At 44.8% G+C, this 25,339-nt stretch carries 23 protein-coding genes and 1 tRNA gene; 5 read left to right on the top strand and 19 right to left on the bottom strand.

Annotated features, from left to right (window positions below):
* The first annotated feature begins 45 nt into the window (after positions 1-45).
* The 3 genes from F0228_RS07230 (at position 46) to F0228_RS07220 (ending at position 3,024) form a co-directional block, all read left to right on the top strand.
* Positions 46-519 (top strand): GreA/GreB family elongation factor, encoded by a 474-nt coding sequence (locus tag F0228_RS07230; RefSeq protein WP_116870151.1) that lies wholly within the window; start codon positions 46-48, stop codon positions 517-519.
* Between the two features lie 88 nt (positions 520-607).
* On the top strand, positions 608-1,384 hold the full coding sequence (locus F0228_RS07225) for a YggN family protein (RefSeq protein ID WP_105024451.1): 777 nt from the start codon (positions 608-610) through the stop codon (positions 1,382-1,384).
* Positions 1,385-1,662: 278 nt separating this feature from the next.
* The gene (locus F0228_RS07220; protein ID WP_116870152.1) at positions 1,663-3,024 is read left to right on the top strand and encodes a sodium-dependent transporter; all 1,362 of its coding nucleotides are present in this window, start codon (positions 1,663-1,665) and stop codon (positions 3,022-3,024) included.
* Positions 3,025-3,194: 170 nt separating this feature from the next.
* Here F0228_RS07220 and lipA read toward each other — a convergent pair whose 3' ends face one another.
* From lipA to leuS, 12 genes are all read right to left on the bottom strand, one after another.
* Positions 3,195-4,160 carry a lipoyl synthase gene (gene lipA / locus F0228_RS07215; RefSeq protein WP_116870153.1) on the bottom strand — a complete coding sequence of 322 codons (966 nt, stop codon included), beginning with the start codon at positions 4,158-4,160 and terminating at the stop codon, positions 3,195-3,197.
* A gap of 4 nt (positions 4,161-4,164) precedes the next feature.
* A complete protein-coding gene (gene lipB, locus F0228_RS07210; protein WP_004737632.1) occupies positions 4,165-4,824 on the bottom strand; it encodes a lipoyl(octanoyl) transferase LipB in 660 nt (219 codons plus the stop codon).
* Positions 4,825-5,019: 195 nt separating this feature from the next.
* Positions 5,020-5,298: a DUF493 family protein YbeD gene (gene ybeD, locus F0228_RS07205; RefSeq protein ID WP_026084358.1), complete on the bottom strand. Its 279-nt coding sequence runs from the start codon at positions 5,296-5,298 to the stop codon at positions 5,020-5,022.
* Between the two features lie 232 nt (positions 5,299-5,530).
* Positions 5,531-6,712, bottom strand: a complete 1,182-nt coding sequence (locus F0228_RS07200) for a serine hydrolase (RefSeq protein WP_081090352.1) — start codon at positions 6,710-6,712, stop codon at positions 5,531-5,533.
* A 93-nt stretch (positions 6,713-6,805) separates the two neighbouring features.
* Positions 6,806-7,645, bottom strand: coding sequence for a septal ring lytic transglycosylase RlpA family protein (locus F0228_RS07195; RefSeq protein WP_116870154.1), 840 nt, complete (start codon positions 7,643-7,645; stop codon positions 6,806-6,808).
* Between the two features lie 3 nt (positions 7,646-7,648).
* On the bottom strand, positions 7,649-8,770 hold the full coding sequence (rodA, locus tag F0228_RS07190; protein WP_105059129.1) for a rod shape-determining protein RodA: 1,122 nt from the start codon (positions 8,768-8,770) through the stop codon (positions 7,649-7,651).
* Complete coding sequence (gene mrdA / locus F0228_RS07185; RefSeq protein ID WP_116870155.1) at positions 8,770-10,662, bottom strand: penicillin-binding protein 2; 1,893 nt, start codon at positions 10,660-10,662, stop codon at positions 8,770-8,772. The genes rodA and mrdA overlap by 1 nt, the downstream gene beginning before the upstream one ends.
* Before the next feature lie 6 nt (positions 10,663-10,668).
* A complete protein-coding gene (rlmH, locus tag F0228_RS07180; RefSeq protein ID WP_004737638.1) occupies positions 10,669-11,139 on the bottom strand; it encodes a 23S rRNA (pseudouridine(1915)-N(3))-methyltransferase RlmH in 471 nt (156 codons plus the stop codon).
* A 3-nt stretch (positions 11,140-11,142) separates the two neighbouring features.
* Positions 11,143-11,460 carry a ribosome silencing factor gene (rsfS, locus tag F0228_RS07175; protein ID WP_008224165.1) on the bottom strand — a complete coding sequence of 106 codons (318 nt, stop codon included), beginning with the start codon at positions 11,458-11,460 and terminating at the stop codon, positions 11,143-11,145.
* 50 nt (positions 11,461-11,510) lie between these two features.
* On the bottom strand, positions 11,511-12,536 hold the full coding sequence (gene holA / locus F0228_RS07170) for a DNA polymerase III subunit delta (RefSeq protein WP_102425034.1): 1,026 nt from the start codon (positions 12,534-12,536) through the stop codon (positions 11,511-11,513).
* A 12-nt stretch (positions 12,537-12,548) separates the two neighbouring features.
* On the bottom strand, positions 12,549-13,202 hold the full coding sequence (lptE, locus tag F0228_RS07165) for an LPS assembly lipoprotein LptE (RefSeq protein ID WP_105059131.1): 654 nt from the start codon (positions 13,200-13,202) through the stop codon (positions 12,549-12,551).
* A gap of 165 nt (positions 13,203-13,367) precedes the next feature.
* Positions 13,368-15,944, bottom strand: coding sequence for a leucine--tRNA ligase (gene leuS / locus F0228_RS07160; RefSeq protein ID WP_171762063.1), 2,577 nt, complete (start codon positions 15,942-15,944; stop codon positions 13,368-13,370).
* Between the two features lie 262 nt (positions 15,945-16,206).
* Here leuS and F0228_RS07155 point away from each other — a divergent pair, with 262 nt between their 5' ends.
* Positions 16,207-16,677: a zinc ribbon-containing protein gene (locus tag F0228_RS07155; RefSeq protein ID WP_061033217.1), complete on the top strand. Its 471-nt coding sequence runs from the start codon at positions 16,207-16,209 to the stop codon at positions 16,675-16,677.
* Positions 16,678-16,749: 72 nt separating this feature from the next.
* Here the strand turns inward: F0228_RS07155 and lnt are convergent, their stop codons facing one another.
* The 5 genes from lnt to miaB form a co-directional block, all read right to left on the bottom strand.
* Positions 16,750-18,267, bottom strand: a complete 1,518-nt coding sequence (gene lnt / locus F0228_RS07150) for an apolipoprotein N-acyltransferase (protein WP_171762062.1) — start codon at positions 18,265-18,267, stop codon at positions 16,750-16,752.
* Positions 18,268-18,299: 32 nt separating this feature from the next.
* Positions 18,300-19,190, bottom strand: a complete 891-nt coding sequence (gene corC, locus F0228_RS07145) for a CNNM family magnesium/cobalt transport protein CorC (RefSeq protein WP_004737645.1) — start codon at positions 19,188-19,190, stop codon at positions 18,300-18,302.
* 118 nt (positions 19,191-19,308) lie between these two features.
* The gene (gene ybeY / locus F0228_RS07140; RefSeq protein ID WP_061033215.1) at positions 19,309-19,770 is read right to left on the bottom strand and encodes an rRNA maturation RNase YbeY; all 462 of its coding nucleotides are present in this window, start codon (positions 19,768-19,770) and stop codon (positions 19,309-19,311) included.
* Positions 19,771-20,892, bottom strand: coding sequence for a PhoH family protein (locus F0228_RS07135; protein ID WP_116870161.1), 1,122 nt, complete (start codon positions 20,890-20,892; stop codon positions 19,771-19,773). It lies immediately after the preceding gene.
* A gap of 165 nt (positions 20,893-21,057) precedes the next feature.
* Positions 21,058-22,482 (bottom strand): tRNA (N6-isopentenyl adenosine(37)-C2)-methylthiotransferase MiaB, encoded by a 1,425-nt coding sequence (gene miaB, locus F0228_RS07130; RefSeq protein WP_105059135.1) that lies wholly within the window; start codon positions 22,480-22,482, stop codon positions 21,058-21,060.
* A gap of 307 nt (positions 22,483-22,789) precedes the next feature.
* Between miaB and F0228_RS07125 the strand changes: the two genes are divergently transcribed.
* Entirely contained in the window at positions 22,790-23,965 is a 1,176-nt protein-coding gene (locus tag F0228_RS07125) for a 2-octaprenyl-3-methyl-6-methoxy-1,4-benzoquinol hydroxylase (protein WP_116870162.1), read from the top strand.
* Positions 23,966-24,033: 68 nt separating this feature from the next.
* Here F0228_RS07125 and F0228_RS07120 read toward each other — a convergent pair whose 3' ends face one another.
* Positions 24,034-25,080 carry a lactonase family protein gene (locus F0228_RS07120; RefSeq protein WP_116870163.1) on the bottom strand — a complete coding sequence of 349 codons (1,047 nt, stop codon included), beginning with the start codon at positions 25,078-25,080 and terminating at the stop codon, positions 24,034-24,036.
* A 156-nt stretch (positions 25,081-25,236) separates the two neighbouring features.
* Positions 25,237-25,321, bottom strand: a tRNA-Leu gene (locus F0228_RS07115).
* Positions 25,322-25,339 lie beyond the last annotated feature (18 nt).

Raw genomic sequence — 25,339 nt, 5'->3', positions numbered from 1 at the left:
ACCTAATTCTATTCTGTAGCTCCTATAGAAAAGCACCCCAATAGTATGAATAAGTCTGAGCTCCGCCAAATAATCTTAGAGCAACTTGAATCCCGATTACGTATCGCGCAGTCTGCTACACAGCGTGCCATTGATGCTGCGACTGATGAAGAGACAGTTCCTGAACACAAGTACGACACGTTGGCGTTGGAAGCCTCGTACCTTGCTCACGGACAAGCGGTGAGAGTGCAAGAGTGCGAAGAGGATATTCAGTGTTACCGAAACCTAGTTTTACGGGATAGTGAGAAAGTGACAGTGAGTAGCTACGTTGTGGTGATTGACGAGCATGACCAATATAAGCATTTTTTCATGGGGCCAAGAGTCGGTGGGCTTTCTGTTACCTGGAACGGTAATGAAGTATCTATTGTGACTGCGAATGCACCGTTTGGTCGGGCTCTTATGGGGAAAGAAGTCGGCGACGAGGTTGAGTTTAGCGTCGCTGATAAACCGTTTTGTTACGAAGTGGTTTCTATTGATTGAGGTCCGAGCGAATTGATATAAAACCTTGCCCTGACAAAGAAGCATAAACTCGGGGTATAGTAATCTGGCAGATTGATGAGAGGATGTTATGAAAAGCAATGTATTTATGAAAAACAGTGTATTAATTGCATCGTTAACAGCGGCGATCTCTGTTGTGAGCCTGCCAACGTTTGCAGCTCAATGTCGAGTTGATTTGAAGAATGAGTTGCGAATCGATGACCAAAAAGTCGAAATTCATCAGGTAAATGGTGATACCGCCGTGTTCGATGATAATAACGATCTCTATATTCATGGCGAGAAAGTTGAGCTTGATGCTGACCAACAAGCGGCGATTGAAAAATATCGTGAGAGTATGAGTGAGTACATACCACGAGCTAAGCAGATGGCAAGCGAAAGTCTCGCATTAGCCAATGATGTGATTGATGATATTGCTGTTAGTTTAGACTCTCCAGAATCGTTTGATAACGTAAAAGAGTCGATGAAAACGTTTTTCGCAGACCTAGAAGCCCGTTACTACAAAGATGGCGAGCTGGTTTTGCCTGCAGACAGCTTTGAGTCGATGGCCAATGGTTGGTCTGAAGACTTCGAAAAAGCTAAAGAGATCTTTAACCAAGAGTTTATCTCTAGTGCTTTTAATGCCATGTCAGAAAAGATGAAGCAAGAAGGTGGACTCAACCTGACGGAATTGACGGACAGCATGGCTGAACTCAAGCTGAAAGTTGAAGAGCGAATGAAGCAGCACGCCAAGCAGATGGAAGAAGAAAGCGCAGAGTTCTGTGATTCTCTTGATGAGATGGCAGAACAAGAGCAAGAACTGCATGAAATCATTCCGAACCTAAAAGATTATCAAGTATTCACGATTTAATTCGAGTCTAATGATGAATAGCAAGAGCACCAGTTGGTGCTCTTTTTGTTTATAGCATTTGCCCAACGGATCAGTATCTGATTTGATGATGGTGTAGACTGATAATCCTTATATATCTGCTTGTGAAAAATTATCTAACTGGAATTTTGTTAATTTTGTGGTTCTAAATGGCGCATTGATTGTAAAAATTAGAGAATTGTTCATTTACTGGTTGTGTCTATCATTGCTTTTTATTACTGTACTTCTCAACTAGTTCACTGATTCTTTGTGCGAGCAATATGGAACAACAATCTTCTTCTTCAAGAGAGCTGTTTAGTTCTCGTTTAGGCTTTATTTTAGCTGCGGCTGGTGCTGCTGTTGGCTTGGGTAACATTTGGGGTTTTCCAACTCAGGTAGCGAGTAATGGCGGTGGTGCCTTTCTACTTGTTTACCTAATCATGATTTTCGTGGTTGCGTTCCCTATGCTGGTGGTTGAAATGGCGATTGGTCGTCATGGTCAAGCCAACCCAGTTGATAGTATGCGTTCACTAACGGCTAGCCCGCTAGGCAAAAAAGTCGGTGAATTTGTTGGTTGGATTGGATTAAGTGTCCCAAGTGCCGTACTGGCGTTTTACAGCATTGTTGGTGGTTGGTTAATCTGCTTCCTAATTGGTGCTGTCGCTGATCTTATTGGTCTAGAGGCTGCTGCTGATTGGTTTAAAGGCTTCAGCGTTGAGCGTAATGTATTTGGTACTGTAGCGTTCTACGTACTGACCATTCTTATTGTTCAGGGCGGTGTTAAACAAGGTATCGAGAAGTGGTCGACGCGTTTAATGCCAGCACTGTTTGTTTTGTTCGGTTTATTGTTCGTGTACATCATGACTCAAGCTGGCGCAATAGAAGGCTTGAAGCATTACCTAGTTCCTGATTTTGAAAAGGTGTGGGATAGAAAGCTGATTCTAGCGGCGATGGGACAAGGCTTCTTCTCGCTAACGATTGGTGGCTGTTCAATGTTGGTTTATGGATCTTACTTAAGTAAGAAAGAGAACCTGCCAAAAATGGCGATGAACGTGACGCTGGTTGATACCGCAGTGGCTTTTATTGCCGGTTTAGTGGTAATGCCTGCAATGTTTGTTGCGATGCAAAAAGGCGTTCAAATCTATGCAGAAGATGGCTCGCTGTTAAGCTCTGACACGCTAGTATTCACGGTTCTACCTTTGATGTTTGATAGCTTAGGTGTGCTTGGTCAGATATTCGCAATTGTTTTCTTCTTGTTGCTAACCATTGCCGCGCTGACTTCTTCTATCTCAATGTTAGAAGGCCCGGTAGCGTTAGTGAGCGAGCGTTTTAATACTAGACGCACGCCAACAAGTTGGGTGATTGGTGGTGCAATCGCACTGTTCAGTGTGGTAATTGTTTACAACTTTGCTGCGATGTTTGGCATGGTGGCGATGATAGCGACACAGTACCTACAGCCAATTGCTGCATTGATGTTCTGCCTGTTTGGTGGATGGGTGTGGAGCCGAGCGTCAAAAGTAAAAGAGCTTGAACAAGGCTGCCCTGATTTTCAACTTGGCTGGTTTGGTAAGGTTTGGCCGATGTATGTGAAGTTCGTGTGCCCAATCTTAGTGGCAACGGTAATCTGGGCTTCTTTCGGCTAATTAGCCATTATTGTTCACTTGTCTATCGTCTAGACATCTGAATTTAACAAAGCCGCTCTCATTGAGCGGCTTTGTTGTTTTTGTGTAGAACAAGTTTGCTTTACTCTATAGAAAAAAGGCGCTGAACCGTTAGTTCAGCGCCTTTTCAATCTTGGTTTAAGCAATCAAGGTTACTTGATTTCCATACCTTGTGCTTGCAAGTCTGCATGGTAAGAAGAACGTACAAACGGACCACATGCTGCGTGAGTGAAGCCTAGCTCTAGAGCAATCTCTTTCAGCTCGTCGAACTCTGAAGGCGGCACGTAGCGTTCTACTGGTAAATGGTGACGGCTTGGCGCTAGGTATTGACCAAGAGTCAGCATAGTTACGCCGTGCTCACGAAGGTCTTTCAATACTTGAATGATCTCTTCTTTAGTTTCACCAAGACCCATCATAACGCCAGATTTTGTTGGGATGTCTGGGTGCTGCTCTTTAAACTTCTTCAGTAGATCAAGAGACCATTTGTAGTTCGCACCTGGGCGCGCTTTACGGTATAGGCGTGGCGCTGTCTCAAGGTTGTGGTTGAAAACATCTGGTGGATTGTCTTTCAGTAGCTCAAGTGCAACGTCCATACGACCGCGGAAGTCTGGAACCAGTGTTTCGATACGAATATTTGGGTTGAGCTCACGGATCTCACGGTTACAGTCAGCGAAGTGCTGAGCACCACCGTCACGCAAGTCATCGCGGTCAACTGAAGTGATTACTACATACTTCAGTTTCATGTCTTGAATTGTTTTCGCCAGTTTCTTCGGCTCTTCTGCTTCAGGAGCAACAGGACGACCATGGGCAACATCACAGAACGGGCAGCGACGAGTACAGATAGCGCCAAGAATCATAAACGTTGCCGTACCGTGGTTGAAACACTCGGCTAGGTTAGGGCAAGACGCTTCTTCACAAACTGAGTGCAGGTTGTTTTTGCGCATTGCTGATTTGATTTCTTGAATACGATGGCTGTCTGAAGGAAGTTTAATCTTCATCCATTCAGGCTTACGTAGAACTTGTTTCTGTTCAGCAGGCATATTCTTTACGGGAATTAATGCCATTTTGTCAGCGTCACGATATTTAACGCCTTTTTCCATTTGGATTGGTTTGCTCATGATTTTATGCTTCTGCTGTAATGTTACTGGTGGCTTGAATGTCTACTTGGTCATAGCCGAGCAGCTCTACGAGCTCTTGTATTAACTGTTGCTCAACGTTCTCTAATTCACTTGGTCCGCCTAGTTGGCTTACCTGTGCCATCTCCATACCTTGGTAGCCGCATGGGTTAATGCGTAGGAATGGGGACAGGTCCATATCGACGTTCAGTGCTAGCCCATGGAATGAGCAGCCACGCCGAATTCGTAATCCGAGTGAACAGATTTTCTTGCCATCGACGTAAACACCAGGAGCGTCAGGTCGGGCAGCTGAATCTATATTGTAAGCTTTCAGAGTGTTGATTACGAGGTTCTCGATATGAGTAACCAAATCGCGTACTCCGAACTTCTTGCGGCGGATGTTAATCAGAAAGTAAGCCACTAACTGACCTGGGCCGTGGTAAGTCACTTGGCCACCGCGATCGCTTTGTATCACAGGGATATCGCCAGCATTTAATACATGCTCAGCTTTGCCTGCTTGTCCTTGAGTGAAGACAGGGTTGTGTTCAACCAACCATACTTGGTCTACGTCTTCTTCTGTGCGTTCGTCTGTGAACTTATGCATGGCTTTCCATACAGGTTCGTAATCCTGACGGCCTAATTTTTTTACGATTAGCTTGTTTTGCAAAGCGGCACTCCCTCAAGGATTAATAAAGTGAACGCATTATAAACGCGAAACATGATTCTAACTACAGACGGACTGCAAGGTTTTTCAACTTTCTTCGTATTTATTGAAAATTAAGTTGAATGAATTTGACCACGATAGGATGCTTTAAACAAAAACAGCGGCAATAAGCCGCTGTTTTCCATGCGCAATCGAAGATTACAGAACCATACGAACGATTTCGATCTCGCCTAGTTCTTTGTATAGTGTTTCTACCTGCTCAATTGAAGTCGCAGTGATATTGATAGAAACAGAGTGGTAGTTACCCTTTGCACTTGGTTTTAGTGTTGGGCTGTAGTCACCAGGAGCATGACGCTGGATCACTTCTAGCACTAGTTCAGTCAGTTCTGGCTTAGCGTGGCCCATTACTTTGTAAGTGAATGAACAAGGGAACTCTAAGAGGTCTTTTAGTTTTGCATCAGAATTGATGTTCATGATTAGCTCCAAAAGGCTAGACTCTCGCAAATTGGCGGAAGTCGATAAAAAGCGTGTTCGGTCAGTAGACTCGAGTAATAAGGCGGAATATTACGTGTAAATATCACTGAACTCAAGATCAACAAAAGCCGCACATGGCGGCTTTTGTTTCGCTAAAGAGTAAATAATGAACTTACTCATTAGGTTAGCTTTCCAACAAGCTAAGGTTTCGTTTAGAGCAAAACCTTGGACTTACTTAGAATAAGCCTTTGAATAGCAGTACTAGGTAATCCCATAGGCGGCTAAATAGGCTGCCTTGCTCTACGTCTTCAAGTGCTAGTAGTGGGTATTCCGCAACATCTTCACCATCAACTTGGTAGAAAAGTTTACCAACAACATCACCTTTGCTGATTGGTGCTTCTAGCTCTTTCTCAAGTACAAAGCTTGCTTTAAGGTCTTTAGCTTGGCCACGAGGTAGAGTTACGAAAGTATCTTCGTCGACACCTAGAGCAACTGTGTCTTTGCTACCCATCCAGATTTTTTCTTCTACGAAAGTCTCACCAGCGGTGTGTGGTGCCACTGTCTCGAAGAAGCGGAAGCCGTAGCTAAGCAGCTTTTTGCTTTCTGTTTTACGAGCGTTCGCATTTTTAGTACCCATCACAACCGCAACTAGGCGCATTTTGCCTTCTGTTGCTGAGCTTACTAGGCTGTAACCTGCATTGCTTGTGTGGCCTGTTTTAATGCCATCAACGTTCATGCTCTTATCCCACAACAGACCATTACGGTTGTACTGAGTGATGCCGTTGTAAGTGAATTTTTTCTGTGAGTAGATACGGTACTCATCAGGAACATCACGAATTAGCGCCTGACCAAGCAGTGCCATATCGTAAGGCGTTGAGTATAGGTTTGGGTTGTCTAGGCCGTGCACGTTAGCAAAGTGCGTGTCTTTCATGCCGATCGAGCTTGCCCATGCGTTCATTAGGTCAACGAATGCGTCTTCTGAACCTGCAATGTGCTCAGCCATTGCAACACAAGCATCGTTACCTGATTGAATGATGATACCGCGGTTCAGTTCTTCAACTTTCACCGTTGTGCCAACTTCAACGAACATTTTAGATGAGTCTGGGAAGTTTTTAGCCCAAGCATTTTCACTGATTACAACATCGTCGTTTAGGTTGATGTTACCACGCTCAAGTTCTTGACCGATTACGTAGCTCGTCATCATCTTGGTTAAACTTGCTGGAGAAAGTTGAGTATTCATCTCTTTCTCTGCTAGTACTTTGCCTGAATGGTAATCCATCAGAACAAAACCTTTAGCGGCGATTTGTGGTGCATCAGGAACAACAATTGGAGCAGCGAATGACGATGTAGCTATTGTTGCTGAAAGCGCAACAGAAGTAGCAAAAATCGTTTTAACAAGTTTATTAGATTTAATCATTTTGAATGCAATTATTTGGTGAACTATTCATATCTTACCAGAATCACTCTGTCACACCAGAGCGCTGATTACCAGAGGTTACTATCAGATTAATTAGCGAGTTAGCGAGTACTTCTTGATATAAGCAGAAGGGTAACCCATCAGCTTAACCTGTTCTAATTTCTCTTGAGTCAGAGCATAGTCATGAAATGGCCCAAGCATTAGTCTGTATTGACCATCATTTGGCTGCAAGAAGCTTGCTACTGCTAGCTTTTCGCTGAGATCTTTGGCTAACTTCTCCGTTCTGTCTTCATGTTGCGATGTTGCGACTTGAATAATAAATTGTGGCAAAGCTGCCTTTTTCTTAGCGTCAGTTGGCATCGCCACTTTGATTACTTCAATTTCAACATTTGCAGTGCCAGTCCTTAAGACATCAAGCTTGTAAGCTGCCGCATAACTGAGGTCAATGATTCGGCCTTCATGGAATGGGCCGCGATCATTAATACGCACAATCGTTGTTTTGTTGTTGTCGGTATTAGTGACTTTGACATAGCTCGGAATAGGTAATGTTTTGTGTGCCGCCGACATCGAATACATGTCGTAAATCTCGCCGTTAGACGTCAAATGACCATGAAATTTTTTGCCATACCAAGACGCTTTGCCTTTCTCGGTGAAGCCTTCGGTTTCTTTTATGATTTTGTAATCTTCACCACGCAGAGTGTAGTCACTGTTACCACCTAGGCTGTAAGGTTCATATTGAGGATGTGCGTCCTCTAGATGCTCGACCGAGATAGGGGCATCAGGCGCGATATCTGAATCGATATCGTAGCGACCAGTTGGTTTCTGAGAAGCACAGCCATTGATTAAGATCGCTAAACCCAGAATTGAGACTATTTTTTTGATTGGCAGCTCATCAACCAAGGATGCTTTTTTTGAAAACGTTGTAATAGACATCGATTAGGTCGCCTTTGAGAATGCTTTTCTATGTGTGTGGATCGACATTAAAATACCAAAACCAGCCATTAGGGTAACCATAGAGGTACCGCCATAGCTCACTAAAGGAAGAGGTACACCTACAACCGGTAGAATGCCACTTACCATGCCAATATTTACAAAAATATAAACGAAGAAGCTCAGTACAATACTGCCGCCCATCATTCGACCAAAGGCCGTCTGCGCTTGGCTTGCTAAGTACAAGCCACGTCCAATAATGAATAGGTAGATCGCAAGTAAGAACAAGATACCTATCATGCCCCATTCTTCAGCGATAACCGCAAAGATGAAGTCAGTATGGCGCTCTGGAATGAACTCTAGTTGAGATTGAGTCCCTTGTAGCCAGCCTTTCCCTGATATACCACCTGAACCTATCGCAATCTTACTTTGAATGATGTGGTAACCCGCACCTAATGGATCTGATTCAGGATCAAAAAGGGTTCTAACACGTACCTTTTGGTATTCACGCATTAAGAAGAACCACAGAATTGGGATAAATGCGCCTAAGGCGACAGCTGCACTGGCAATGATCTTCCAGCTAATACCCGCTAGGAATATCACGAAGATACCCGATGCCGCGATAAGGATAGAGGTGCCTAAATCGGGCTGCTTAGCGATCAGAATGGTTGGTACAAATACCATAACCAGCGAGATTGCCAAGGTTTGGAATGTCGGTGGTAGTGAACGCTTACCAATAAACCTCGCTAGCATCAAAGGCACGGCGAGCTTTAAGAGCTCTGAGGGCTGGAATCGAACAAAACCAAAATTCAGCCAACGCTGTGCACCTTTAGAGGCTTCGCCAAAGAAGAGTACGCCTAATAGCAGAATAACGCCGCCAGCGAATAGCACTGGGGCTAGAGTCTCGTAGGTACGTGGTGATATCTGAGCTAAGAAAATCATTACGCCCAAAGACAGTGCCATACGCATCGCCTGGCGATCCATCATCGCTAAGCTCTGTCCACTCGCGCTGTACATGATTAATAAGGCAAAGCCCATTAAAACTAGAATGCCGAGTAAGAGTGGCAGATCGATATGGAGCCTTTCAAATAAGGCTCTGTTTCGTCCTGTTGAAGGATCAAGTTTCATTATTTTATTGGCTCGCTTTGATAATCTTCTGCAAGGATAATGTGGTCTAGAATTCGTCTTACTACTGGGCCGCCATTCGATGAACCACCGCCAGCATTTTCGAGAACGATAGTGACAACGGCCTCTGGATCTTCAAGCGGTGCATAGCCAGTAAACAATGCGTGGTCACGTAGGTGCTCAGCGATTTCATCGGCGTTGTACTCTTCATCTTCTTTCAGACCAAAGACTTGTGCTGTACCTGATTTACCTGCGGTAACGTAAGACATATTTTGGAATGAGCGTCTTGCCGTTCCTTTTTTACCGTGGTTAGCCAGCTTCATGCCTTCTTGAGCGATATCCCAGTATTTCTTCTTAACGCCTGTTAGTGGCGGGTAAGTTTCAATATCTGACATCACTTGCTCGTCGAATGGGTGACCGTTTTCAATGGTGGCACGCAATAGGTGAGGTGCTGTTACCTCGCCCTTATTGACCAGCACAGAGGTCGCTTTTGCAATCTGCATTGGTGTGGCTGTCCAGTAGCCTTGACCGATACCTACAGGGATAGTGTCACCTTGGTACCAAGGTACACGGTGCCTGGCCATTTTCCAGTCTCGGGTTGGCATGTTGGCTTTGCTTTCTTCGTAAATATCTATACCCGTGTAATCACCAAATCCAAACATCATCATCCATTTGGATATGCGGTCTATACCTAGGTCATACGCGATCTGGTAGAAGAAAGTGTCGACCGACTCTTCAATGGCTTTGACGATATCGACTTTACCGTGTCCCCAACGTAACCAATCTCGGAATGGTCGAGTTTTAGAGTTCGGGATCTTCCAATAGCCAGGGTCGTTACGCGTGGTATTTGGCGTAATGACACCTTCTTGTAAAGCGGCAACGGCCATAAACGGTTTGATTGTTGATGCTGGTGGATAGATACCAAGTGTGGTTCGGTTTACTAGAGGACGATTTTTGTCCTGAAGCAGCGCGTTATATCCTTTAGAGGAAATACCATGCACGAACGCATTCGGGTCATAGCTTGGGCTTGAAACCATCGCTAATACGCCGTTATCTTTTGGATCCAATACAACTGCTGAGCCACGGCGTCCATCGAGTAGCTTGTGAACGTAAAGCTGAAGGTTGATATCTAGGTTCAATACAATATCTTTACCCGGAACAGAAGGAACAAACTTTAGCGTGCGAATAACACGTCCACGGCTGTTTACTTCAACTTCTTGATAGCCGGCTGTGCCGTGTAGCAAATCTTCGTAATAGCGCTCAATACCTAGCTTACCAATATCACGGGTTGCTTGGTAATTGGCGTCTTTTTCTTCTCGCACCAATCGCTGCATGTCACGGTCGTTGATACGAGAGACATAACCGATAACGTGGGTAAGCACATCACCGTACGGGTAAAAGCGCTTTAAGGTACCTGTAACTTCAACACCTGGGAATTTGTGTTGATTTACCGAGAATACAGCTACCTGTTCTTCTGTCAGCTGATTAAGAATGGGTACTGATTTAAAGCGTCGTGAATTACGGCGCTCACGGTTAAATCGTTCAATACGCTCTGGTGGGATCTCAATTAACTCTTGTAGACGGACAAGTGTATCGTCCATATCTTTGATTTTTTCGGGGGTGATTTCTAGGTTGAAAACCGGACGGTTCTCGGCAAGAAGTACACCGTTTCGATCGTAAATCAAACCACGGTTTGGTGCGATTGGCACCACTTTAATACGGTTGTCGTTAGAGCGAGTTTTATAGTCTTGATATTGATTGACCTGAATGTTGTACAGGTTAACAACCAACAATGACATCATGACTATGATGCCTGCAAACGCAACAAAAGCACGACTAGTAAATAGTCGTGCTTCTGCTTTGTAATCACGGATTTGGCTACGTTTACGTAACATTAACGCTTATTCTCGATGATAAGGGTGGTTAGCAGTGATGCTCCAAGCTCGATACAAGCTTTCAGCCATGATAACGCGTACTAATGGGTGAGGGAGAGTAAGCGCAGACAGAGACCAACTTTGGTCTGCAGCCGCTTTACATGCAGGTGCTAATCCTTCAGGCCCGCCAATCAGGATAGAAACATCACGTCCATCCAACTTCCAGCTTTCCAATTGCTCAGCAAGTTGTGGTGTGTCCCATTTTCTTCCTGGGATATCTAGAGTCACAATTCGGTTGCCTTTTGGCACCGCAGCCAACATGGCTTCGCCTTCTTTCTGAAGAATACGAGCGATATCAGCGTTCTTACCACGCTTACCTGCCGTGATTTCAACGAGTTCTAACGGCATGTCGTGAGGGAAGCGGCGTTTATATTCGTTAAACCCTTCTTCAACCCACTTCGGCATTTTCGTGCCAACCGCGATTAACTGGATCTTCAACGTTTAGCCCCAAAGTTTTTCTAGTTGGTACAGTTCACGATGCTCTTCTTGCATAACGTGAAGCATGCTTGTACCCATATCTAGTACAACCCATTCGCCTTCTTGCTGGCCGTCCATACCAAGTGGTTCAAGACCGGCTTTCTTTACTTCGTCAGCAACATGCTGAGCAATTGAAGCTACGTGGCGCTTAGAAGTACCAGTACAAACGATCATGTAATCCGTCACACTTGATTTGCCTTCTACATCGATGGTCACAATAGATTCTGCTTTCATGTCGTCAGCTTTGTCTGCAAGAAAGTCTTTTAGTTCTTCACGTAACACTGGGTGTTCCTTAAATCTGAATTTGGTTCTACTAAGATCATAACACGCTTTTATGCGTGAGATGGTATTGAAGCTGAAGGGATACAAAACTCAACGCTCAACTGATGGATTAGTGGCCAAGGCGACTGCTCATACTGCGTTTTTGTTATCAATTCTGCTTGGGTCAGCAACGCAAACAGTGAGTGTAATTGAGAAATTGAAACTCTTGTTAGCGCGGCGTTATAAAGCGGCTTTTTCGATTGCCAGATACGATGTCTTTCGAAAACCTGACCGATCGGCATGAGTTTCATTTGTTGTTGCATTTGTAGTAGCAACGCAAGCTCTCTTTGCACGCTTCGCAGCAGAATAACTGGTTCGACACCCTCAGCTTCGAGTTGTCTTAGGATTCTCTGTGCTCGATTCCCTTTCCCTGCCAATAGGGCATCACTCCAATGGAATGGAGTGAAGTGGTTGTGTCGGCTCAGTGACTCTTCTAAGCGTACTAAGGTTAGCTTTCCATCTGGATACTGAAGCGCCAGCTTTTCGAGGCTTTGTGTGAGTGCAAACAGATTGCCTTCATGCCACTGCGCCAGCATTTGAATAGCTTCAGGGTCTGGTGATAACCCGACTTGACGACAGCGTGCTTGAACAAACTGAGGTAGCCTGCTGACATCAGGTGTCAGGCAACTTACCCAATGTCCCTGGCTAGAGAGCGATTTAAACCACTTAGCGTTTTCTTGGGCTTTTGTCAGTTTGGTGCCAACAAGAATTAGCAAGATATCGCTGTGGATATGCTCAGAGATAGCCAACAGTTCTTTGGCTATTGCGGCATTCACGCCTGACTCTGGTAGTTCAAGCTCAATGATTTGACGGCTAGAAAACAGGCTTAGCGCTTGAGTACAGTCATAGACTTGGTTCCAGTCCATACTATTATCAATCGCAAAGCGGTGACGTTCCTCGAAACCTTGTTGTTTAGCCGCTTTTTGAATCGCTTCTCGGCTTTCTTGCAATAGCAGTGGTTCATTACCAAAGATCAGGTAAACATTGCTCAGCTGTTTAGCAAGTTGTTCTGGTAAGCGGTCAGCAAAAATACGCATCAAATCAACCTATTATTGAGCAGATTCGCTGAGCTCTGGTTGCTGTTCTGTGCTTGGTTCGATTTCAACGTCGTCAATCTCAACATTCTTGATGTTGTATTGCTTTTCAAGCTCTTTAACTTGAACGTGTTCTAGTGCTTCTAGGTCCATACTGTCTGCAGCGATGTTCGCTTTTAGTCGAGCCATTTGACGTAGGATTTGGCTTGTTGCCAGCTTACGCATCTCATCTTCAATCATGTCGCGTTCAACCGATTTTGCAAGAGCTGTTAATGGGTTATCTAGGTAGCTGCGGGTAACACTGGTTGAGAACGTTTTTGAGCCAAGATCTGGAATCGTTACACGGTATGAAGCGTAGAACGTGAGCTCAATTTCTGCGGCACGAGTATTCTGGTATAGCGATAAAGTACGCTCACTAACACTCTCGCTAATGATATGCAGGTTAGGGGTATTTTCTGCTGGTGGCACAATTTCTACATCATTCATACGCAGTTGGCCTTTCATCATACGTGTAAACGTACTGTATTGGTCGTAACTGGTTACCGAAATCTTGTTGAGTTCTTCTGGTACCGAGTAGTCACCACGCAGGTGAAAACCACAGGCACTAAGTAGGCTTACGGTTAGAACAACAATAGTAACTTTCAATGAAGATAGTGAAATCAGGCGCATTATTTGATGGCTCTCATGAAGGTAGAATACTTATTTAAAGGCTTTAGTTTGTTGGCGTGAGGTTAGTCACTGAAAGTAAAGCGTTTAAATAAGTAGACAGGGCAATGTCATTACCCTGTCTAGAGACTGCAAAAAACGAATTAAGTTCGCTTTAGTCTACAAAGATTAGTTAGCAACGATGTTTAGAAGCTTACCAGGTACGAAGATAACTTTACGGATCGTTAAGCCATCTAGGAACTTCTTCGCGTTCTCATCGTTCAGACCAAGCTCACGAACCTGCTCTTCTGTTGCATCAGCTGCCACAGTTAGCTTCGCACGCAGCTTACCGTTGATCATAACAACGATAGTCTTCTCGTCTTCAACCAGTGCTTTCTCATCGAAAGTCGGCCATGTTGCTGAGTCAACATCTGATTCACCAAGAGCAATCCACATTTCGTAAGAGATGTGAGGAGTCATTGGGTAAAGCATGCGAACCACTGCTTTCAGTGCTTCGTCAAGGATTGCACGATCTTGTGCAGATTCTTGAGGTGCTTTCGCCAGTTTGTTCATCAGTTCCATGATCGCAGCGATCGCCGTGTTGAACGTTTGACGACGGCCGATATCGTCCGTTACTTTCGAGATAGTCTTGTGAACATCACGACGAAGCGCTTTTTGGTCACCAGAAAGTGCTGCAACGTCAACAGATTCAGCTGCACCCTTAGAAGAGTGAGCGTGAACCAGTTTCCATACACGCTTAAGGAAACGGTTTGCACCTTCAACACCAGACTCTTGCCACTCAAGTGTCATATCTGCAGGAGAAGCGAACATCATGAATAGACGTACTGTGTCAGCACCGTACTTGTCTACCATCTCTTGTGGGTCGATACCGTTGTTTTTCGACTTAGACATCTTGATCATGCCTGAGTGAGCAACGTCACGGCCTTGGTTGTCTTTCGCAGACGTGATGCGGCCTTTACCGTCACGCTCTACAGCAACGTCAGTAGGTGCAACCCACTCTTTAGTGCCTTTCTCGTTTTCGTGGTAGAACGCATCTGCTAGTACCATGCCTTGACATAGTAGTTGCTTGAATGGTTCGTCAGACGTTACGTAACCAGCGTCACGTAGCAATTTGTGGAAGAAACGAGAGTACAGTAGGTGCATACAAGCGTGCTCGATACCCCCGATGTACTGGTCTACTGGTAGCCAGTAGTTCGCTTTTTCTGGATCTAGGATATCGTCAGCTTGTGGTGAACAGTAACGAGCGTAGTACCAAGAAGATTCCATGAACGTATCGAACGTGTCTGTTTCACGTAGAGCTGGTTCGCCGTTGAATGTTGTTTCTGCCCACGACTTGTCAGCCTTGATTGGGCTAGTCACACCATCCATTACCACATCTTCAGGAAGAATCACTGGTAGCTGGTCTGCTGGTACTGGGTGAACTTCACCATCTTCAGTCGTCACCATTGGGATTGGCGCCCCCCAGTAACGTTGACGAGATACACCCCAGTCACGTAGACGGAAGTTTACTGTTTTCTTACCTTTGCCTTCCGCTTCTAGCTTCGCAGCAATTGCGTCGAATGCTTCCTGGAAAGCAAGACCATCGAATTCACCAGAGTCGAACAGTACGCCTTTCTCGGTGTAAGCTGCTTCAGATACATCTAGCTCAGAACCATCTTCTGGCTTGATTACTGGAATGATATCGATGCCGTACTTAGTTGCGAACTCGTAGTCACGTTGATCGTGAGCTGGAACCGCCATTACCGCGCCTGTGCCGTAATCCATAAGTACGAAGTTTGCTACGTATACAGGAACAACACGACCGTTAAGAGGGTGGATAGCCGTTAGGCCAGTATCCATACCTTTCTTTTCCATCGTTGCCAGTTCAGCTTCAGCAACTTTGGTGTTGCGACACTCTTCAACGAATGCAGCAAGCTCAGGGTTGTTCTTAGACGCTTTCTCTGCAAGAGGGTGACCTGCAGCGATACCAACGTAAGACACACCCATTAGCGTATCAGGACGAGTTGTGTAAACTTCTAGCGGCGCTTCTTCACCGTTAACAGCGAAAGATAGCTCAACACCTTCAGAGCGACCGATCCAGTTGCGCTGCATGGTTTTAACCATTTCAGGCCAACCGTCAAGGTTGTCTAGGTCATCTAGTAGCTCTTGAGCGTACTCAGTGATCTTAATGAACCACTGTGGAATTTTCTTTTGCTCTACTGGAGTATCACAACGCCAGCAGCAACCATCTTCTACTTGCTCGTTTGCCAGTACAGTTTGGTCGTTTGGACACCAGTTAACAGAAGATGTCTTCTTGTATACTAGGCCTTTTTCGTAAAGCTTAGTGAAGAACTCTTGTTCCCAGCGGTAGTATTCAGGTGTACATGTTGCGAATTCACGATTCCAGTCGTAACCAAAGCCAAGAAGCTTAAGCTGGTTTTTCATGTATTCGATGTTTTCGTAAGTCCATGGCGCAGGCGCTGTGTTGTTTTTTACAGCTGCATTTTCTGCTGGTAGGCCGAATGCATCCCAACCAATTGGCTGCATTACGTTTTTGCCTTGTAGACGTTGGAAACGAGATACCACATCACCGATGGTGTAGTTACGCACGTGACCCATGTGCAGTCGGCCACTTGGGTACGGGAACATAGAAAGACAGTAGAATTTTTCTTTGTTTGGGTCTTCACTTACAACGAAAGTTTCGCTGTTATCCCAGTGTTGTTGAACCTTTTGTTCAATCTCTTGCGGGTTATATTGTTCTTGCATCGATGGTATCCGGTTATCTTGGAATTTGTGAGTTCGGTTAGAACAGAATCTTACAGATCGTCATAGAATACCTAAAGGAGCTTAGTACAACAATAGTTATACCCTTCATACTTGCAGTTGCTGACTCGTAGATGGCGTAATTTTCACTGAATTTCGCAGGGCAACTATACTTAAGAGTATGAATTGCATTTGTTTGTAAGCGAGAGTGCATAGCAGCGCTTCGTTTACTCACTATAACGTTGGTTATCTTAAGGAGGTTGTTATGCCGAAGAAAAAAGCACTCTATGAAGAAGTGGTTGAAGAGGTTATCGAAACGCTGAAGCATAGTCCTGAAGAGCTCAACAACAAAATCGAAACATCAGGCAAATATGCGAAAGCCGCCAATGACATGACCAAAGATGAGCTGTCGCTGATCTCGGCCTACGTGAAGTCAGACTTGAAAGAGTTTTCTGAGAGCTACGAAGAGAGCAAAAGCGGTCCATTTTATCTGATGATTGCAGACTCTATTTGGCAGGGGCTTCTAGATATTACCGATCGCACCAAAGTCGAGTGGGTCGAGCTATTCCAAGATTTAGAGCACCAAGGCTTATATCAAGCTGGCGAAGTGATTGGTTTGGGTACACTTGTCTGTGATGAGTGTGGTCATCAAACTGAATATAACCATCCAACGACCATCATTCCATGTATCAAGTGCGGCTCGAAAGGGTTTAGTCGCAAAGCATTAAAGCCGTAAATCTCCCCATATACGGCATAAACACAAAGGGTTGACCAAACGGCCAACCCTTCAAGTTATTTCATGTCGAATCTAGTTCTTTGGTTTTCTCACAACCCAGCCAATTACCAAGCTTAGTAGCACCCAAATATACAATGGCCAAGTACCGACCGCGCGGTAAGGGGTTTGCCCATCTGTTGAAACAAGCTCGGCTTTCAGAACTGCCGTTTCAAACTGAGGTATTTGCTTGATGATATTGCCTTTGTAGTCCGTCACCGCTGTCACACCGTTGTTGGTTGAGCGAATTAGCGGCTTACCAAGCTCTAAGGCACGCATTTGCGCGATTTCCATATGTTGTAATGGACCAATTGAACGGCCAAACCACGCATCGTTAGAGAGCGTTAGAATAAAGTCCGTATCGTCTGTCACATTCTGTCTTACTTGATCATTAAAGATGATCTCATAACACAGAGCTGGCGCTAGATGACGACCGTTAGCAACAATGTTTGGCTGGATGAAATCGCCACGACTGAACGATGACATTGGCAAGTTAAAGAACGGTGCTAATGGACGCAATATATCTTCAAAGGGTACAAACTCACCAAATGGTAATAGGTGATGTTTGTGGTAGCGCTCGTCTGGGTCATAGCTGTATTCACCATATGGGTTAACACCAAGAGAAAGAATACTGTTGTAGTATTTCTTATCTTCAGACTGGTTCAGTACACCTGTGATGATGGAACTGTTGTTCATCTTAGCTGCGCTATCTAAGTTACGTAGGAAAGACGGTATCTCGACTTCAAAAGCAGGGATCGCGGCCTCTGGCCAGATGATGATATCTGCATCCCAGTTTTCCCTGCTTAGGTCAGTGTATTTCATCATAGTCGGCCAGCGGTGACTTGGCAGCCATTTGCTGTCCTGGTCGACATTACCTTGAATCAACACCACTGAGGTGGTTTTTTCAGGATTCGGTGTTACCCAATCGATGTTGCGAATACCAAAGCCAGTACTAAATACGACTGCAGGAATAACAGCGATGCTCCAGGCTCTGTTTATAACCGCATAAGCAAACGCTGATGCTGAAACGATAATGGCAAGAGTCACTAGCTCGACACCACCAATTGGTGCGAAAGAGCCTAACGGAGAGTCGATTTGGCTATAGCCCAACCACAGCCATGGGAAGCCTGTCATTACCCAGCCGCGTAGCCAATCACTGATCAACCATAGTGCCGGAGCGGCTAGGAAGAATCGGCTTAAATTATTAGTGGGGAAGAACTTATTTAAGCTCCAAGTAAAGAGCCCTGAGTATACGGCTAAATAGCCAACAAGGAGTGCCATCAAAAATAGGTTGGCTGCTAGTGGCATACCGCCAAAGCCGTCAATACTGACGTATACCCAGCTGATTCCTGTGGTGAACTGACCTAGGCCCCATGCATAACCAATCCAAAGCGCACTCTTAGGTGAACGATTGTGGATCAGTAGCAGTAATAAAGCTGGGCTGAGAATGGCAAGAGGCCATATTGAGTATGGAGCGAATGAGAGGGTGGTTATAGCGCCAACAAAAACGGCCGCAAGCGGCCGTAATAGGCGATGAATAAAAGCATTAGTCATCTAATTTCTGTCATCTCTTTAGAGAGAAGTGGTTATTCTTCGATAGTCGGAAGAGGCTGCTCGTCAGGAATGGTTACCTGTAGCTGAATCACGCGACGATTATCTGCTGATGTTATTTTGAAATGGTAGTTTTCGATTTCTACAATTTCGCCACGAACTGGCAGATGACCGAGTGCTGTCATAACCATGCCGCCTACTGTATCCACTTCATCATCACTGAAAGCAGTATCAAACGTGTTGTTGAACTCTTCAATGGTGGTTAAAGCTTTAACAGAGAAGGTATGCTTACTCAGCTTACGGATATCTAACTCTTCTTCATCGTCGAACTCGTCTTCAATTTCACCAACGATTTCTTCGAGGATATCTTCAATGGTTACTAGGCCAGAGACACCGCCAAACTCATCAACAACGATAGACATGTGGTAACGCTCTTCACGGAACTCCTTGAGTAGGCGATCAACACGCTTACTTTCAGGAACAACAACCGCAGGGCGAATCACTTGTTCGATATCAAATGGGGCACTGTCTGAACCCAAGTACTTAAGTAGGTCCTTCGCTAATAGAATGCCTTCAACATGGTCTTTATCTTCACTGATCACTGGGTAGCGAGAGTGTTGAGCATCAGTAATCAACGCAATCAATGTATCTAAATCATCGGTGCGTTCTACTGTAACCATTTGAGAGCGAGGTAGCATGATGTCGCGTACTCGCATCTCTGAAATCTCCATAACACCTTCGAGCATGTCGCGAGTGTCGTGGTCAATTAGGTCATTAATTTCTGAGTCGCGGATTACGTCTACGAGCTCTTGGCGGTCTTTTACCTCGCCTTGAAATAGTTGGCCTAGGCGTTCAAAGAAGGACTTTCTACTCGGACCTTCAGATTTTTTACTTCCCTCAGAAGTGGGGGGGTTACCTTCGTTCATGATTTCTCAAAAAATAACGCTATCAGAAGTGTGATAGCACACATCACAACTCAGATTCCTGAACATTACAGGTTCGATGAGTTATTGTTTCTCTGCAATCTACTTAACTAGAATCGATTTACTTTTCTAGAATATATGGGTCTTCAAACCCCATAGCTTGCATGATTTCTGTCTCGAGTGACTCCATCTCTTCAGCTTCATCATCTTCGATATGATCATAACCTAGCAGATGCAGACTGCCATGTACAACCATATGAGCCCAGTGTGCTAGCAGAGGCTTATTTTGCTCTTCTGCTTCTTTTTCGACAACTTGGCGACAGATAATGAGGTCACCTAGAAGATCTAACTCGATCCCAGGAGGAGCCTCGAATGGGAAAGATAGCACGTTAGTGGGCTTGTCTTTACCACGATATTCATGATTTAGCTGGTGGCTTTCCTCTGTATCTACGATACGGATAGTAAGCTCAGCGCTCTTTTGAAACTGAGGTATGGTCTTGTCCAACCAAAGCTGAATGTCCTGCTCTGTTGGAAGACCTTGCTCATTTTCGACCGCTAATTGTAGGTCTAGTTCAATAGACATCTATTTATCACCTTGTTCTGCAATCACAGAACTATTTTGTGTTGCTAATTGTGTCGTAACCGATTGCTGAGCCTCAAGAAGTTTTGCTTCACGCTCTTCACGTTTACGTTTCTCAAACTCTTTGCGCTCTTTCTGGTCTTTCGCTTCCCATTTCTCGTAAGCGTTAACAATACGAGCAACCACAGGGTGACGAACCACGTCTTCCGACATAAAGAAGTTGAAGCTGATGTCATCGACTTCACTTAGAACTTCGGTCGCATGACGCAAGCCTGATTTTGCACCGCGAGGTAAATCGATTTGAGTGATATCACCTGTGATCACCGCACGCGAGTTGAAGCCAATACGAGTCAGGAACATTTTCATCTGTTCAACAGTCGTGTTCTGGCTCTCATCAAGAATGATGAAGGCATCGTTCAGTGTACGACCACGCATGTACGCAAGAGGTGCAACCTCAATCACGTTACGCTCAATCAGTTTCTCAACACGTTCAAAGCCCAGCATTTCAAAAAGTGCATCGTAAAGTGGACGCAAGTATGGGTCTACTTTTTGGCTTAAGTCACCAGGCAGGAAACCTAACTTTTCACCCGCTTCAACCGCAGGACGCGTCAATAGAATGCGACGAATCTCTTGGCGCTCTAATGCGTCTACTGCAGCAGCGACAGCTAAATACGTTTTACCGGTACCAGCAGGACCTATACCAAAGGTGATGTCATGTGTCACCATGTTCATTAGGTATTGTGCTTGGTTTGGTGTGCGCGGCTTAATCACGCCTTTTTTGGTCTTAATGAACACTTCTTTGCCGTGTTCAATATCAGACTCTACATTCTGTTCTAAAACACCGGACTCTTTGATAGCCAGGTGAATTTGTTCTGGCTCGATATCTGGAATCGCGCCTTTGACCGGAGCAGATTCAACATACAGGCGCTTTACAATATCGAGTGCAGCAGCAGCCGTATGAGGCTTACCAACAATAGTGAAGAAGTTGCTGCGGTAGTTAATCTCGACACCTAAACGGCGCTCAAGGTGTTTGATGTTGTCATCGAATGGGCCACAAAGGCTTGCAAGGCGATGGTTATCTGCGGGTTCTAGATTGATTTCTAGGGTAACGATTTTATTGCTCAAATTAGCCTCTCATTTTGTGCCACCCACTCTTTTCAATAAACAAAGAGCAAGAAGCCCGATTGGGACCGGGCTTCTAGTGGCGATTTCCCTATTTCTAAGATGGTCACTTAGTTAGGTAATTTCAAGCTTTGTTGGTCAGCTTTTTGCTGAACCTAGATGTTTCGCTTATGGCGTAAATGTCGCTACACCTAGCTCGTCTTCGCGTTTTGTGTTCGCCATCATTTGAGTTGGCGAGATCACGCTGCGAAGATCCATGTCTTTCTCAGTACGCACTACTTCACCACGTAGTGAGTTAGCAAATACTTCTGTGATTTTCACGTCTACGAACTGGCCGATAAGATCAGCAGAACCTTCAAAGTTAACAACACGGCTGTTTTCAGTGCGAGCACGTAGCTCCATAAGGTTCTTCTTCGATGGACCTTCAACCAATACGCGTTGCTCTGTACCAAGCATTAGGCGCGAGTAGCGCATTGCTTGTGTATTGACCGTTTGTTGTAGTTCGTATAGGCGATCTTTCTTCTCTTGCTCAGGCACGTCACATGGGTAATCTGCTGCAGGTGTACCCGGACGAGGAGAGAAGATAAAGCTGAAGCTCATATCGAAATCAACGTCTTTGATCAATTTCATCGTGTCTTGGAAATCTTGGTTAGATTCACCAGGGAAACCAACGATAAAGTCAGAACTGATTTGAATGTCAGGACGCGCTTTACGAAGTTTACGAATAATTGACTTGTACTCGATAGCAGTATGAGGACGCTTCATCATCGTAAGGATACGGTCACTACCACTTTGTACTGGTAGGTGAAGGAAGCTTACAAGCTCAGGTGTATCTTCGTATACTGCGATGATGTCATCACCAAACTCAAGCGGGTGGCTTGTTGTGAAACGAATACGATCGATACCATCGATAGAAGCCACAAGACGAAGTAGCTCTGCGAATGTGCAGATATCACCTTCGTGAGTTGGACCACGGTATGCGTTTACGTTTTGACCTAGCAGGTTAACTTCACGTACACCTTGCTCTGCAAGTTGAGCAACTTCGAACAGTACATCGTCCATTGGACGGCTAACTTCTTCACCGCGAGTGTAAGGTACAACGCAGTAAGTACAGTACTTAGAACAGCCTTCCATGATAGAAACGAATGCCGTTGCACCTTCAGCACGAGGCTCAGGTAGGCTATCGAACTTTTCGATCTCAGGGAAAGAGATGTCCATCACTGGCGCTTCGTTAGATAGAGAAGATTTGATCATCTCTGGAAGACGGTGCAGTGTTTGAGGGCCAAAGATAACGTCTACGTATGGCGCACGTTGACGAATGTGGTCGCCTTCTTGAGTCGCTACACAGCCACCCACACCGATTACCACACCTTCTTTTTTATCTTTTAGCGTTTTCCAACGACCAAGCTGGTGGAATACTTTCTCTTGTGCTTTTTCACGGATAGAACAAGTATTCAGTAGTAGTACATCTGCTTCCTCAGGTACTTCAGTTAGCTCATAGCCATTTGCGGCATTTAGCAGGTCAGCCATTTTTGATGAATCGTATTCGTTCATCTGACAGCCCCAAGTTTTAATTAGCAGTTTCTTACTCATTTTTTGTTCGCTCGATCGTTAGTTTAATTTAAGGGAGCAAATCGCCCGGTATCTATCCGCGAGAGTTGATGGCCATAATTAGGTATTCATTTTATGGCTCACCCTAGCGGCAAGCGGCGTATTGTACTGGTTTCAAAACCGACTGACTAGTGGTCTGATAAAATCTCTTCGGAAGTGGTTTTTATTCTCGTTAACACTAGATGTAGCAAGGGGTAACCCATTTTTCAAATAAGGTTTTTGGTTACAAGTTCGTTGTGAAAACGTACAATCGAAAACAGTCAAAGAATCAAACTGATAAGTACAAAATATGAACAGTTACGATATTGTGGTCGTCGGTGGCGGCATGGTTGGTGCGGCAACAGCAAACGGTTTTGCTAAGCAAGGACTGAAGGTTGCTGTGATCGAAGGTTTTGCGCCCCAAGCATTTGATGAGTCGCAAGCGATGGATATTCGAGTGTCAGCGATTTCTCAGGCGTCAGTCGATTTACTTGACGATCTTGGTGCATGGCAGAACATAGCAGCAATGCGAGTTTGCTCTTACAAGCGCTTAGAGACTTGGGAACACCCAGAATGTCGTACTCGATTTGATGCTGCGTCTCTTGATTTACCGCGTTTAGGCTACATAGTTGAAAACCGACTAATTCAATTGGGCTTATGGTCTCAGTTTGATGCTTATGACAACTTAGACTTGTTGTGTCCCGAAAAGTTGGATTCTATCGAATTTGGTGAAAACAATATCGTTAAACTTCAATCTGGTATCGAGTTGTCAGCGAAATGGGTGGTTGGTGCCGATGGTGCGAATTCTGCGGTTAGACAGCAAGCGGGGATTGGTATCACTGCTTGGGACTACCGCCAGCATTGTATGCTTATTAATGTAGAAACTGAGCTTCCTCAGCAAGACATTACTTGGCAACAGTTTTTGCCGAGCGGTCCGCGTTCATTCCTCCCTTTATGTTCTGTTAGTTCAGGAGACCAGGAAGTCGGGCAGGGCTCGTTAGTTTGGTATGACTCGCCATCTCGCATTAAACAACTATCGGCAATGAGCCCAGACAAGCTCCGCAATGAAGTACTTGCTAACTTCCCTGCGGAGTTAGGGGACATCAAAGTACTCAACTCTGGTTCTTTCCCTCTTACTCGACGCCATGCGCAATCTTATTTTAAGAACAACTGCATTCTGGTTGGAGACTCAGCACACACGATTAATCCATTAGCAGGGCAGGGTGTTAATTTAGGCTTCAAAGATGTTGCAGCTCTATTGGATGTAACCAAAGAAAAAGGCGAGCTGAATCATTCTGTAGTAAGACGCTACGAGGTGATGAGAAGAGGTGACAACCTAGTGATGCAAAGCGGTATGGATTTCTTCTATAAGACGTTCAGTAATGATATTGGTCCACTTAAGTTTGTGCGTAATGCTGCGCTCAAGCTAGCAGAGAACTCAGGGCCGATTAAAACTCAAGTTTTGAAGTATGCTCTGGGCCTTTAATTGAGTATTACAGACACTTTATAAAGAGAAGGAGAGCGAATGCTCTCCTTTTTTGTATTCGACGATGTCTATCGCTGCTGTGTCACACAAACTGGCGCATCTAGCTCTAATGAGTAGCCTGTGTAAACCAGAGAGCCGTCTTCTGTATTTCGTTTGAATGACGTGATGTTGTTAGTGTGCTGGTTTGCGGCGATAAGCCATTCACCATCATGAGTAATATGAAAATCACGAGGGAAGTTGCCTTCAGAACTATAGTTATCAATAAAAATAGGCACTTTCGTTGTCGATTCGATTCTGAAGCAACTGATCATCGATTGATGTCGACAAGAGACATAGAGAAATTGCTCATCCGGCGATAGTTTTATTGCAGCCGTTGCTTCTCCTTTTTCCATATTTGGAAGTGCGTCGATCTCTTCGACAATACTCCATTTCCCAAGTGTTTTCTCCATCATCAGTATCGTTTCAGAGAGCTCACAGATTACATAGGCTTTATCTTCGTTTTTGTTGAAGATGAGATGACGAGGTCCATTACCCGCAGGGACTTTAATGGATTGCATTGGTTCGTCTAGAAACTCTTCCTGTTCTTCATCAAAGCAATAGAAATTGATTCGATCAGCGCCAAGGTCGACGGTGACAAATTGTGGTGAGTTTTGTAAGAACAGACTTTGATGAGCATGTGGAGCGGTCTGACGCTCTTTGTTTGGTCCTGACCCCACCATAGCTATTGTTTTAAGTCGTTTATCGATATTGCCATTGATACTTAAACTAAAAATATCGAATGAACCTGATGAGTATTGAGAAGTAATAGCAAACTTATGGCTAGGATCTATGGTGACATGACAAGGATGATCGCCAGAGATGGCACCTGAATTACTAGCGGTCTTTGAGCTAGCATTAGCGATATGAATCAACTGTGGCTGTTTGGGTTGGTCCACTTCAGACGCGGTATAGATACCAAGCTCGGTCGCTACGACAAAAGATGGGTTAGTACAATCTGTAATGAGTTCTAAAGGTAATAGTTGACCGTTTTCCAAGTCTAACTGAGCCTGATACACGCCTTGGCTTTTACTGGGAGTGTCTGTGTAGCAACCGATCGTTAAAGTGAGGTTTTTCATAAGGCGTCATACTCAATTAGAAAGTGGAGCAGACATTGTCTTATAAAAAAGTCATGAAGTGATTAAATAGGGAGAAATACTTGGTGACGGGGTTATCAGATTTACATATTCCAGATAAAACAAAACCCAGCTAAAAAGCTGGGTTCTATTTAATGATGGTGCGGTCGGAGAGACTTGAACTCTCACACCTCTCGGCGCCAGAACCTAAATCTGGTGCGTCTACCAATTCCGCCACGACCGCAGCAAATCTTTGTAGTCA

Origin of the sequence: Vibrio sp. 99K-1 (genome assembly GCF_013114585.1) — a bacterium.
Taxonomy (GTDB): Bacteria; Pseudomonadota; Gammaproteobacteria; order Enterobacterales; family Vibrionaceae; genus Vibrio; species Vibrio chagasii_B.
This window is presented reverse-complemented; position numbering and strand designations above follow the sequence as displayed.

Coding starts and splice junctions, on each gene's coding strand:
- F0228_RS07230 (WP_116870151.1), top strand. CDS start 46: ATGAATAAGTCTGAGCTCCGCCAAATAATCTTAGAGCAACTTGAATCC.
- F0228_RS07225 (WP_105024451.1), top strand. CDS start 608: ATGAAAAGCAATGTATTTATGAAAAACAGTGTATTAATTGCATCGTTA.
- F0228_RS07220 (WP_116870152.1), top strand. CDS start 1,663: ATGGAACAACAATCTTCTTCTTCAAGAGAGCTGTTTAGTTCTCGTTTA.
- lipA (WP_116870153.1), bottom strand. CDS start 4,160: ATGAGCAAACCAATCCAAATGGAAAAAGGCGTTAAATATCGTGACGCT.
- F0228_RS07200 (WP_081090352.1), bottom strand. CDS start 6,712: ATGATTAAATCTAATAAACTTGTTAAAACGATTTTTGCTACTTCTGTT.
- F0228_RS07195 (WP_116870154.1), bottom strand. CDS start 7,645: ATGTCTATTACAACGTTTTCAAAAAAAGCATCCTTGGTTGATGAGCTG.
- rodA (WP_105059129.1), bottom strand. CDS start 8,770: ATGAAACTTGATCCTTCAACAGGACGAAACAGAGCCTTATTTGAAAGG.
- mrdA (WP_116870155.1), bottom strand. CDS start 10,662: ATGTTACGTAAACGTAGCCAAATCCGTGATTACAAAGCAGAAGCACGA.
- holA (WP_102425034.1), bottom strand. CDS start 12,536: ATGCGTATTTTTGCTGACCGCTTACCAGAACAACTTGCTAAACAGCTG.
- lptE (WP_105059131.1), bottom strand. CDS start 13,202: ATGCGCCTGATTTCACTATCTTCATTGAAAGTTACTATTGTTGTTCTA.
- leuS (WP_171762063.1), bottom strand. CDS start 15,944: ATGCAAGAACAATATAACCCGCAAGAGATTGAACAAAAGGTTCAACAA.
- F0228_RS07155 (WP_061033217.1), top strand. CDS start 16,207: ATGCCGAAGAAAAAAGCACTCTATGAAGAAGTGGTTGAAGAGGTTATC.
- lnt (WP_171762062.1), bottom strand. CDS start 18,267: ATGACTAATGCTTTTATTCATCGCCTATTACGGCCGCTTGCGGCCGTT.
- corC (WP_004737645.1), bottom strand. CDS start 19,190: ATGAACGAAGGTAACCCCCCCACTTCTGAGGGAAGTAAAAAATCTGAA.
- ybeY (WP_061033215.1), bottom strand. CDS start 19,770: ATGTCTATTGAACTAGACCTACAATTAGCGGTCGAAAATGAGCAAGGT.
- miaB (WP_105059135.1), bottom strand. CDS start 22,482: ATGAGTAAGAAACTGCTAATTAAAACTTGGGGCTGTCAGATGAACGAA.
- F0228_RS07125 (WP_116870162.1), top strand. CDS start 22,790: ATGAACAGTTACGATATTGTGGTCGTCGGTGGCGGCATGGTTGGTGCG.
- F0228_RS07120 (WP_116870163.1), bottom strand. CDS start 25,080: ATGAAAAACCTCACTTTAACGATCGGTTGCTACACAGACACTCCCAGT.